Origin of the sequence: Bacillus coreaensis, assembly GCF_050586445.1 — a bacterium.
GTDB classification, from domain to species: Bacteria; Bacillota; Bacilli; order Bacillales; family Cytobacillaceae; genus Robertmurraya_A; species Robertmurraya_A coreaensis.
On sequence record NZ_JBOCCY010000021.1, the window covers coordinates 1 to 11,180 of the forward strand.

Consider the following 11,180-nt stretch of genomic DNA (forward strand, 5'->3'; position numbering starts at 1 on the left):
ATAAAGAGTAAGATTAGCTCTTAAAGTTAAAACGTTGGCTAGTGTGTATTTCAACACTAATCATTTTTGTTGACGTATGATTTGTTTAGTTTTCAAAGAACAAAATTCAGTTCCATTCTCGTTTTGTCGCTCGAAAGCAACTATATTAGAATAACTTTTCCCACTTAACTCGTCAACAACTTTTTTAAAAAAGTTTGTGTATCGACTTTTAAATAATGTTGTTTCATAAGCAGATTTTTATAATACCATTCGTCTTTTTTATCGTCAATAGATTTTTATCATTTTTTGTCGAAAAAGCGTTCATTAGAAAATTCTAATGAACGCTCTTTTAATTATGCTGCATTTTCTACTTCCTTCACTTCTTTTGAAAAAAACCAACCAGCTAATGCAATCAGAACTAATACTATATAGAAAGTAATTTTCCACTCAGGTGATTTTGCAAATGTACTAGGAAGTACGGATAGTGAAGGGTGTGATAATGTGTATACTGCAAGTTTCACCCCTACCCAACCTACTATAGCAAAGGCAGCGATTTCTAATCCAGGGCGCTTGGCAAGAAGTGTTACAAAGAAGTTTGCAGCGAAACGCATGATAATTAACCCAATTAAACCACCAGCAAAGATAACTAAGAACTTACCTCCATCCAAACCACCGATAGGAGGAAGTGGAGTATCCGGTAAAGCTACGGCTAATGCAACTGCTGCTAAAATTGAATCTACGGCAAAAGCGATGTCTGCTAACTCAACTTTGATAACAGTTGTCCAGAAACCCGAATTCTTTTCTTTCTTTTCTTTTTCACTTGACTTCTCTTCAAGTTTCTTCTTAAAAAGTTTCCTCGCAATATGGTTAATTGCGATAAATAATAGATAGATCGCACCGATTGCCTGTACTTGCCATACATCCACTAAGAATGAAATAACAAATAAGGAAGCAAATCTAAAAATAAATGCACCTGCTAAACCATAAAATAGGGCTCTTTTTCTTTCTTCTTCAGGTAAATGCTTTACCATAATAGCTAATACAAGGGCATTATCTGCCGCAAGTAAACCCTCTAATGCAATAAGTACTAATAATACCCAACCATATTCTAATAATAAACTAAGATCCAAATTCCGTTTCCCCTTTCAATTGAGAACTCTCCACCATGCACTCTTTTCACGTTCCATATATCTATAACAATTAAATCGGATGTAATTATTTACTTGTTCATATACTCGCCCCTTCCCAAATACTATATTTTGGTAAAGGTTTGAGACGCAAAAAAGACCTTTACCATTGTAGGTAAAGGTCTTGCTAACAACTAGTATCGTTGCCAACAAAGCCGAGAGCGCGTGTCTCTGAAATGACGACTTTGTTGTAAAAGCTACTCCCCTTTAAAGGAATATCTTATTAAATTCTTATCATTATCATATGATGTTCTTGAATAAACGTCAATAAAAAAATACTTATTGTTCAAATAAACTCTTTTTCAAGATCACCCTTTAGTCTGAAAACCATCATTCTTTCTCCAGTTCGAGTACTAATATCTGTATGAAAAGTAAGGACATTTTGACCTGTTATGTTAGAAATTAATTGTTTTAAATCACCCGTACCAGACTCAACCAAATCGGCACGCGTACGTTTTATGGATAACATCCCGTCTTTTGTTTCACACACTGTATACTCAGCAGGAGTTAAGATTCCTTTTAAAGATACAATGATCATGTCTCTTAGAATATCAGCTTTTACAGATATTGACCCTCTACCTAAGTAGTCCTTTTCCCATTGAGTAATAGCTTTACTTATTTCTGCTTCGATTGAACCCTTTGTTTTCTTCATAATTCACCTCTTACCACATTATAATTGTTCCTTAAACATTTCTCAATTCTTCCTACCCTCGTAATAGTTTGTTCATAATTTGATTCTATCATTATGAAATCTATTACTTTATTAAGAAGGAAGGTTCCCATGAGCTATAAAATCCCTGCAATCATATTATCTACCACTTTATTTGCAACAGCATTGTTTCTCTCTAACGATGAACAGGCTCAATCTACCACGAACAAGGAATCAACAACTGCAGATGTTCAAACTACATCTAGCACTTTTACTGAAGAGACTACTTCCACAGCAACTATTGTTGAAGAGACTGTGGAGGAAGAGCAAGAAATTACAGAGATTCTACTTGATGTTCCTTTATTGAACCAAATGGATAGTCCGAGATTATACAATGGTTGTGAAGTAACAAGCTTAGCAATGATTTTACAATACAATGGTCTTGATGTAACAAAAAATCAATTAGCAGAGGAAGTAGTTCGCACACCACTTCAATATACTAGTGGTGAATTTGGAAATCCTAATATTGGGTTTGTTGGTAATATGGAAGACGGACCTGGACTTGGAGTATATCATGGTCCCATTTATGATCTTGCAACAAATTATTCGGATGATGTTATTGACTTAACCAATCAATCATTTGATGAGCTATTAAAACAAGTAGCTCAAGGTCATCCGGTTTGGATTATTACCACCTCAACCTTTTCTCCTATTGACGAATTCGAGACATGGGAAACACCACAAGGAGAAGTTACTATCACATATAAAATGCATAGTGTCGTCATAACAGGCTTTGATCATGAGTCTATCTATATAAACAATCCTTTTGGAGAGAAAAATCAGCAACTTGAACGAGAATCGTTTATTCAAGCTTGGGAGCAAATGGGGAGCCAAGCAATCGTTGTCTTATAACATCAAAATAGAAGTTGAACTTGTGAAAAAGAAAAAAAATTCATAATTAAAAACCCCATTCGATTTTGAATGGGGTTGCTTCACTCTATAAATACTTTCTGTGTATACTTTTACCGTCATACGTATATAGCATATTTTTCCCTTCAATCACGGTTTCCATATGAATACTTCTTCCCCATAACTGATGAATATACGGCATAACTTTTTCCAAATACTTAATATCAAGTTCAATTCCTTCGTATCCATGCTGGATATAAAGCTCACCGTTTTTCATATAATCGCCATCCGTTACCGTTAAGTATGGGAAACCACCGTTTACCCTCATACTTACTAACTGATCTCGAACATTTTCCCATGCTTTATCAACAATCTTATAATCCTTCCCTTGCTTTTGGAATAAATACATATCCTCTCGCATAACAAGATCTTTCGTTAAATAGTTGCGGAGGAAGGAGATATCTGATTCTATTTCACGTACCTCAAACATCTTTTCTCGACCTGATCCAGGCTGTACTCCTCGACGTTTCATTTCCTGGGTCGGATTATTATAACGTTCTTCAATATCCTCAAATATCTTCAACCCAAGGTAATATGGGTTTATCCCTGTTCGCGAAGGTTGAACCACACCAGCATTCAGTTTAGCAAACTCCAATGCTTCACCACTCGTTAAATCCATCTCACGGAGTATTCTTTGATGCCAGAACGACGCCCAGCCTTCGTTCATAATCTTTGTTTCTAACTGTGGCCAGAAATAGAGCATTTCCTCGCGCATCATCGTTAAAATATCACGTTGCCAGTCTGATAATTCGCGACTGTAACTTTCAATAAATAACAAAAGATCTTTCTCAGGCTGTGGAGGGAATTTCTTTTTTCTTCTTACTGGTTCTAGTTTCTTTTTATTCTTTTCATCCAAATCCCACAAATCATCATAAGGACTTAACGCAACAACTTCCTCTTCGTAATCCACATCCTCCATGCTCCAAGCAAGTTTAGGCCTCATTAACGAGGGATCAATATGTTCTTCAATGGCAAGAACGGCATCAAGAAAAGTTTCAACCTCATGTTTCCCATATTGTTTCTCATACTTTCTGATTCTCTCAGCTGTTGCGGCCATGCTTTCTACCATGTCTCTTTTGGTATTTTGGAATCGAACATTATTTTTAAAAAAGTCACAATGAGCTAAAACGTGGGCAACAATTAGTTTGTTTTGTATAAGAGAATTAGAATCCAGTAAAAACGCATAACAAGGGTCAGAGTTAATAACAAGTTCATAAATTTTAGACAACCCAAGATCATAGTGGAGCTTCATTTTATGAAACTGTTTCCCGAAGCTCCAATGGGAAAATCTTGTTGGCATGCCATATGCACCAAAGGTATAAATAATTTCGGAAGGACAAATTTCATAACGCATTGGATAAAAATCGAGTCCAAAGCCAACCGCTATCTCCGTTATCTCTTCAATGGCATACTGTAAATCCTTCTGTTCTTGTTCACGCATTAGCTTTCTCCCCCTTTTTGCTCTTATCACAATGTATGAAACGAGAGAGAGAATGATGTACTTAGAAATAGAAAAAAGCAGAACCCTATTGTTTTAGAGTCCTGCTTTTCCTTATTTTTCTTCTACTAATGTAATCGTTAATTCTTTTCCTGCACTATTGTCATGCGTAATCTTGACTGTCACAAACTGTTCCTTGCCATTCACCATCACTTCAAAACGAAAGGAATCCAATACCTTATTTTCAGTTAATTTTTCTCTACCGACATACTTATATTCCACTACTCGCTGTCCAGGATAGTCTTCAGTTACAACTGCAGTTGCAATTCTCCCAAACTTTTTATAATCCAGACCAGGCTGTTCAGCATAAGTAGAAGAAAGTGAACCAAAAATGCATAAAAGAGTAATGATTGGAACAAGTATCTTTTTCAAACTTTTCCCTCCTTGTTTGTGGTTATTATTTTTCCATTTGCCCTTCCCTTTTATGTAACTCTATGACCTCATTCACTAATTTCATCCCAACATATTGATTCCTTTTCCATACCTCTGGAAAGCTAGACAAAGGCGGTGCACGATTGATCATTGGTGGGCATATTTCTATGGTTAATGCTGGGCGATGGTACGTGGTTATAAACCAATCAGTAAAACCACCACCAGTTGCCTTTTTAGGGGGCTTTCCTAATTTATATCCGGTTGATTGAGCGATTTTTTCAGCGATTGAATAATCCCTTTGTTCATTCTTCCCATTTTTATACTTCCAGTAAATTTCCTGACCAGTTGAGTGATAGGCTACGGCAATAGAGGGTTGGATTTTATCAATAAAAGCAGCTAATGCTTGAGTTTCCAATGCCTCAAATGGTCTTTTTCCTTTATAAAATTGGTAAGCAGGTGTACCGGGGCCCTTTAACTCTCTCCAACCTGCTGGATATTGGCGATTTAAATCAATCCCAATCCCATTTGCCTTCCAACGTGAAAAATTGGAATCTCCTTCATTCATTAAAAACAGTTGATCAACAAAAAATACAGGGATGTCCCGCTGTTGAATTTTGACTCCATCTGGATTAAGCATCGGAACAATCCAGATGGACACATCGTTCAGCATGTTAGAATCAAATGCTCCAACTTTTGCACCGGTTGTAAAAGATCTAACATAATTTTCAAGCATGACCATTAGAAGAGAGCTAGTTAGCCACTCTCTACCATGGTGGGCACCAATGAGTACGACGTTTTTTTTCCCTTTTCCAATTTTTATTGCTGGAATATCATTTCCATAATAAGATTGACCAATTACTGTTACTTCTAATTCTCCATCATAGGTTACCTTCAGTTTTTGTATATCAAATTGCATTTGTTCGTATGTGTAGATTTGGTCTGAGTTAACAATATTTGCAAAAGCAGATGGGCAATACAATAAAAAGCAAATAAGAAATATCGATGTTTTCATTTCATCCATTCCTAAAATTAAAATTTCCATCTTTAATGTGTCTTGAATGTCAGAAACCTATTCAGGAAAAAGATGAAAACATTGATATATCAACAGTGACAAGTTTTTCTGAGAGTGTTTTTAACAGAACATCATACACTAAACTCAACTCCTTAAGAGGAGGAGAGAGAAATGAATCATGTTGATTATGATCGAGCTTTGTACTATACACATCGCTCTGAATGGGATAACTTATTAATACTGATGGTACGAACAAAGGACCAATTTTTAGCCAAAAAAATTGAGCATTTCCTTCACGCGTACAATTTTGAAAAAGACTACCAAGTAATTGAGAAACATTTATATTCTTTACTTCGTTACATCGACCATGCAAACGATCTTGTTGAAGCAAATGACGGCTTGCTTGATACAGTGATAACCATGGGGTAACTACCAGAATTCCACCAAAAAAACACGGTCAAATTGACCGTGTTTTTTATGATTTATATTTATTTAGATAGTGCATTCATTTTATTTTCAACCGCTTGCATAAATGCATCTTCAATTGATTTTAATTTCCCTTTGCTTTCAGTCAAACTTGATCCCTTTACGCCAAAATAAAACTTAATTTTCGGCTCTGTTCCCGATGGTCGAAGGCAAACCCATGAACCATCTTCAAAAAAGTACTTTAATACGTTTGAAGCAGGAAGATCAATTGATTCTTCCGATCCTTCCTCATATCTTGTACTAGTTAGGTAATCCTCTGTTTTTGTTACCTTTAGACCGATCAGTTCTTCAAGCGGCTCCGCTCGGAAAGATTCGAGTGTTTTATTAATCGTTTCTGCACCAGATTTCCCTTTTAACGTTAATGACCGTAAGCCTTCTTGATAATACCCATACTTATCAAAAATCATTAACAATGCCTCATAAAGAGACTTGCCCTGCTTTTTATAGTACGCACACACTTCGGTTGCTAAAAGAGAAGCTTGAATCGCATCCTTGTCTCTTGCAAAATCTCCAATTAAATAACCGTAACTTTCTTCATATCCAAACAAGAAGCTATGTTCATTTGTGGAATCGTACTCGTTAATTTTTTCTGCAATAAACTTAAATCCTGTTAATACATCAAGTGTTGGTACACCATATGAAGCAGCAATAGTCGCACCTAATTCAGAGGTAACAATTGTCTTTAAAACCAATGCATTTTCTTGTAAGGTTCCCTTTGCCTTTTTATTTTCTAGTAAGTAATGGAGTAGTAAAGCACCTGTTTGATTTCCTGTTAGGATTTCATACTCCCCTTTTTCATTTTTAACAGCAATTCCAAGACGGTCTGCATCAGGGTCAGTGGCAATTAATAAATCAGCGTTTACCTTTTTACCCGCTTCTATTGCCAATTCAAACGCAGCATGTTCTTCTGGGTTTGGACTTTTCACAGTAGAGAACTGTGGATCAGGTAATTCCTGCTCCTTTACAATCGTTACATTTTCGTAACCAAACGCCTTAAGTCCAGAACGCACTGGTTTATTAGCTGTCCCGTGCAGCGGTGTAAAAACTACCTGTAAATCCGTTTCTTTAGCTAATGTAGGATTCTCAGAAATCGTTATAAGCTTCTCCAGATACGCTTGATCCACATCTGCACCAATCATCTTAATTAGCCCTTGTTCTTTTAACTCCTGTTCGTCATGAACCTCTATAGTTAACTCATTTGAAATAGCATCTACTTTTTCAATAACCTTATCTGCCCCTTCTAAAGGAAGCTGCCCACCATCTGGACCATACACCTTATAACCATTATATTCAGGCGGATTATGGCTTGCTGTAATCACAATTCCAGAGAAAGCATTTAGATGTCTTACTGCAAAAGATAATTCTGGAGTTGGACGAAGCTCATCAAAGACATATGCTTGAATTCCCTTTGTGGCTAATGTTTTGGCTGCCTCCATTGCAAACTCACTTGATTTATGGCGAGAATCATATGCAATGACCACACCTCTATCCTTTGCTTCCTGACCAAATTCTTCTATATATGTTGCAAGGCCTGCGGATGCCTTCCTAACCGTGTAGATGTTCATACGATTTGTACCAACACCTATTTCCCCACGCATCCCACCTGTACCAAACTCTAAATTTTTATAAAAAGCATCCTCTAATTCCACATCGGATAGCTTTTGTAGTTGCCCCTTTAACTCTTCTGGGAGCTTATCAAATTGATTCCATGTATGTACTTTTTCTTTCCAGCTCATTTCGTCTCCTCCTGAAAGTGTTTTCTAACTTTTATTATTCAAGCCAGACTGTGCGTTTCCCTCTTTTTCGTCGTTAGTTTTTGTGACAACTTAAGAAACCATTTTCATTATATATGTTTTTTGTAAAAAATACACATCTCTCCAAATTTTAAAATGTTACATTTGTATTATTTCATAATTTTTTTTAAAATTGGAAAGAGGTGAAGATATGAACGGGTTTGAACGAAGAAGGCTTCAAAAAATGGAACAGATTCGCCAGGCAGCTTTTTCTTTATTCACAAAGTACGGAATTCAAAAGGTAAAAATTCATGAAATAGCAAAAAAAGCGAATGTTTCGCAAGTAACGATATATAATTATTTTGGAAGTAAGGACGAGCTCGTCTATGATGTGCTAAAGGATTATCTTGAAGGGCAAATTGACTCGTTTCAACAATTAATTTATAGTGAACTTCCTTTTCAAGAAAAGCTAATCAAATTGATTGAATTGAAGCTTTCATCCACAAATGACCTTAGTACAGAATTTATTGAAGCGATTGTTTCAGAGAATAGTGTTATTGCGAATTTATTTCAAGAATTCGCAAACGAAAAATCTATGCTTCTCATTGTTACATTTATTGAAGAAGGACGAAAAAGCGGGGATATATCCAGCAGTCTATCAATGAACACGATTCTTTTTATCCTCCAAGCAATGACAGACGCCATTCAAAAACATTCAGAAATCTTCCAATCTAGATCAAACAAGGATCAATTCATAAATGAATTCATTCATTTCTTTTTTTATGGAATTGTAGGAAAAAAGGAAGACTTGTGAGTAGATTATTATACATTTTTGTCCTTTGTAATTATAATAAATTCACGGTCAATACGCTTAAGGAGAATATTGTATGAAAAAAAATGACAAGCGCGAAAACTTGCTTTTCCTTGCTTTCGCTGCAGCACTGCTAGCCATGTTTGGCAGTTTATATTTTTCGGAGATACGCCAGTACGAGCCTTGTGAACTTTGCTGGTATCAACGCATCGTTATGTACCCATTTGTTGTATTATTAGGTATTGCAACTGTGAAAAAGGATTATGGGATTGCCTTTTATACGATGATTCTTTCGGCTGTTGGTGGGATGATCTCCCTTTACCATTATGGACTGCAGAAGGTTTCCTTTTTAGCGGATACAGCTCCAGCATGTGGGCGTGTCCCTTGTACGGGGCAATACATTAATTGGCTTGGATTTATCACGATCCCTTTTCTGGCCCTCACCGCGTTTATTATTGTTTTTGTTTGTAGCTTTCTAGTATGGAAGCAAACGAAGGAGGAAAAATAATTTCATGAAAAAAGTTCTAATTTTTATTGGTATTATCGTCCTATTATTTGGTGCATTAGCTATTGTTACAAAAATACAAAATGAAGAAAAAGTCAGTGAAGACAACCCTTATAAGAAGGATAGTCTGGACCAAGCAACTATTGATCAGTTAGACGATCCTAATTACCAAAACCTCGTTCTTCCAGAGGATTTACAATCAAAACTGGACAATGGTGAAGACGTGACCGTGTATTTTTACAGCCCAACTTGTTCACACTGTCAACGAACAACTCCAATCGTTGCTCCTCTTTCTGAAGAAATGAATATCGATCTACTTCAGTATAACTTGCTTGAGTTTGAGCAAGGATGGGATGATTACTTAATCGAAAGTACTCCAACCATTGTTCAATACAAGGACGGGAAAGAAGTAGCAAGAATCGTAGGATATCACGAAGAGCCTGATTTTGAGAGCTGGTTTAACGAAAATACAAAATAAGTTTTGAAAAAAGCCGACTACATATGTAGCCGGCTTTTATACTAATAATTGATTAGCAGCTTGGGTGTATGTGCTGAAAAAGGTAGTTTTGTTTTCTCTAGCATAGATAAATTCATCATAAGAAAAAGGGAAAATAAATCCATACTCATGTAATGTTTCCACATTTTTATCATACAGCGCTTGGTGATCGTATGATAAGATGCGTGATTCTAGAATAGATAGCAAAGTTTGAAGTGAAGCAATCACATGATACGCTTCCTTTAACGTTCCATCAAGCTGTGCTGTTTCATTATTCAGTACATTTTGATCCTCAAAATTCTTTATGTCTTTATCAGAGAAATACATAGGGAAAATATCTCGATAAAACCTTTTGACAAGCTCCTTTATTTTCTCTTCTTGGTCTGGTGTCGACGCAAAAACAATCTTCACTTATAACCCACCTTTAAATATCCTTTAGTTCTAATGTAAAATATAAATTAAGAATACCATAAAAAAACCTGTCTCTATGGTGGTAATTATCACCACGATTAAAATGATAGCTAAGAACGGAGAGTACAATGTTACAAACAAAAACAGTTGGAAAACAGTACAATATTTGTATTCCAAAAGATTGGGAGAAATACACAATAGAAAGCTTATTTAAAGATTATTGGAAGGCCCCCAAAAAACTAGTCCATGAATTGAGAATGGAAAAAAGTGTGTTAATAAATGGACAAGAAGCAAACTGGACTTCTCCTTTCCATTTGGGAGATACTTTATCTATTCCATTTTTTCAACCTGAGCCTCCAATAGTCCAACCTACTTATATGGAGATTGATATTCTTTTTGAAGATGACCACCTTCTTATCGCTAATAAGCCAGCCGGGATGGATACTCATCCAAATTCAGAGAATGACCATTTAAGCCTCTTAAATGGCGTAGCTTTTCATCTTCAATCAAAAGGAGAACTTCATTATATCAAGCATATCCATCGTCTTGATCGGGATACTACGGGTGCTGTTATTTTTGCCAAGCATCGAATGTGCGGGGCAATCTTAGATAGACTCCTTGAGGAAAGAAAGATTAAAAGGACATACGTCGCTTTAGTCGAAGGGAAAATGAAAACAAACTCAGGATCGATTTCAAAGCCCATAGGAAGAGATCGTCACCATCCAACGAGAAGAAGAGTTTCTTCTACTGGTCAATCCGCTGTTACACACTATAAAGTAGAGGCTTACAATGCAAAAAAAAATACAACTCTAATCAGCTGCCAGCTTGATACAGGAAGAACACATCAAATTCGAGTACATTTAAGTTCAATTGGTCACCCTCTTATTGGTGATACGCTTTATGGAAGTCGTGTTAAGCAGAAAAGACAAGCACTGCATGCTTTAAAGGTAGAGTTTTTTCATCCTTTTACCGAAGAAATTATTGTATGTAAGGCACTTTTTCTTGATAAGCCATCTATTTTTCCTGAAATAGATATTTAATTAAAATAATCATAGAAGCGCCTACCCATTAG

General features: G+C 36.1%; 13 protein-coding genes. 6 read left to right on the forward strand and 7 right to left on the reverse strand.

Annotation, left to right across the window (positions count from 1 at the left end; translation table 11 throughout):
• Positions 1–332: 332 nt before the first annotated feature.
• On the reverse strand, positions 333–1,109 hold the full coding sequence (locus tag ACQ5H4_RS20830) for a TerC family protein (RefSeq protein WP_430776881.1): 777 nt from the start codon (positions 1,107–1,109) through the stop codon (positions 333–335).
• A 343-nt stretch (positions 1,110–1,452) separates the two neighbouring features.
• A complete protein-coding gene (locus ACQ5H4_RS20835) occupies positions 1,453–1,818 on the reverse strand; it encodes a Na-translocating system protein MpsC family protein (RefSeq protein WP_430776882.1) in 366 nt (121 codons plus the stop codon).
• A 129-nt stretch (positions 1,819–1,947) separates the two neighbouring features.
• On the opposite strand from ACQ5H4_RS20835, the gene ACQ5H4_RS20840 reads away from it, so the two are divergent.
• Positions 1,948–2,727, forward strand: a complete 780-nt coding sequence (locus ACQ5H4_RS20840) for a C39 family peptidase (protein WP_430776883.1) — start codon at positions 1,948–1,950, stop codon at positions 2,725–2,727.
• Positions 2,728–2,812: 85 nt separating this feature from the next.
• Here ACQ5H4_RS20840 and ACQ5H4_RS20845 read toward each other — a convergent pair whose 3' ends face one another.
• The 3 genes from ACQ5H4_RS20845 to ACQ5H4_RS20855 all read right to left on the reverse strand — a co-directional run bounded on the left by ACQ5H4_RS20845 (position 2,813) and on the right by ACQ5H4_RS20855 (position 5,696).
• Complete coding sequence (locus ACQ5H4_RS20845; protein ID WP_430776884.1) at positions 2,813–4,225, reverse strand: SpoVR family protein; 1,413 nt, start codon at positions 4,223–4,225, stop codon at positions 2,813–2,815.
• A gap of 111 nt (positions 4,226–4,336) precedes the next feature.
• Positions 4,337–4,654 carry a DUF3889 domain-containing protein gene (locus tag ACQ5H4_RS20850; RefSeq protein WP_430776885.1) on the reverse strand — a complete coding sequence of 106 codons (318 nt, stop codon included), beginning with the start codon at positions 4,652–4,654 and terminating at the stop codon, positions 4,337–4,339.
• Positions 4,655–4,679: 25 nt separating this feature from the next.
• The gene (locus ACQ5H4_RS20855) at positions 4,680–5,696 is read right to left on the reverse strand and encodes a M14 family zinc carboxypeptidase (protein ID WP_430776886.1); all 1,017 of its coding nucleotides are present in this window, start codon (positions 5,694–5,696) and stop codon (positions 4,680–4,682) included.
• A gap of 141 nt (positions 5,697–5,837) precedes the next feature.
• Here ACQ5H4_RS20855 and ACQ5H4_RS20860 point away from each other — a divergent pair, with 141 nt between their 5' ends.
• Positions 5,838–6,095 carry a YhdB family protein gene (locus ACQ5H4_RS20860; protein WP_119707080.1) on the forward strand — a complete coding sequence of 86 codons (258 nt, stop codon included), beginning with the start codon at positions 5,838–5,840 and terminating at the stop codon, positions 6,093–6,095.
• Between the two features lie 59 nt (positions 6,096–6,154).
• Here ACQ5H4_RS20860 and ACQ5H4_RS20865 read toward each other — a convergent pair whose 3' ends face one another.
• Complete coding sequence (locus ACQ5H4_RS20865) at positions 6,155–7,888, reverse strand: phospho-sugar mutase (RefSeq protein ID WP_430776887.1); 1,734 nt, start codon at positions 7,886–7,888, stop codon at positions 6,155–6,157.
• 208 nt (positions 7,889–8,096) lie between these two features.
• Between ACQ5H4_RS20865 and ACQ5H4_RS20870 the strand changes: the two genes are divergently transcribed.
• The 3 genes from ACQ5H4_RS20870 to ACQ5H4_RS20880 all read left to right on the forward strand — a co-directional run bounded on the left by ACQ5H4_RS20870 (position 8,097) and on the right by ACQ5H4_RS20880 (position 9,679).
• Positions 8,097–8,699, forward strand: coding sequence for a TetR/AcrR family transcriptional regulator (locus ACQ5H4_RS20870; RefSeq protein ID WP_430776888.1), 603 nt, complete (start codon positions 8,097–8,099; stop codon positions 8,697–8,699).
• 73 nt (positions 8,700–8,772) lie between these two features.
• Positions 8,773–9,204: a disulfide oxidoreductase gene (locus tag ACQ5H4_RS20875; RefSeq protein WP_430776889.1), complete on the forward strand. Its 432-nt coding sequence runs from the start codon at positions 8,773–8,775 to the stop codon at positions 9,202–9,204.
• 4 nt (positions 9,205–9,208) lie between these two features.
• A complete protein-coding gene (locus tag ACQ5H4_RS20880) occupies positions 9,209–9,679 on the forward strand; it encodes a thioredoxin family protein (protein ID WP_430776890.1) in 471 nt (156 codons plus the stop codon).
• A 36-nt stretch (positions 9,680–9,715) separates the two neighbouring features.
• Here the strand turns inward: ACQ5H4_RS20880 and ACQ5H4_RS20885 are convergent, their stop codons facing one another.
• Positions 9,716–10,108 carry a DUF5365 family protein gene (locus ACQ5H4_RS20885; protein WP_430776891.1) on the reverse strand — a complete coding sequence of 131 codons (393 nt, stop codon included), beginning with the start codon at positions 10,106–10,108 and terminating at the stop codon, positions 9,716–9,718.
• A 128-nt stretch (positions 10,109–10,236) separates the two neighbouring features.
• On the opposite strand from ACQ5H4_RS20885, the gene ACQ5H4_RS20890 reads away from it, so the two are divergent.
• A complete protein-coding gene (locus tag ACQ5H4_RS20890; protein ID WP_430776892.1) occupies positions 10,237–11,148 on the forward strand; it encodes an RluA family pseudouridine synthase in 912 nt (303 codons plus the stop codon).
• Positions 11,149–11,180 lie beyond the last annotated feature (32 nt).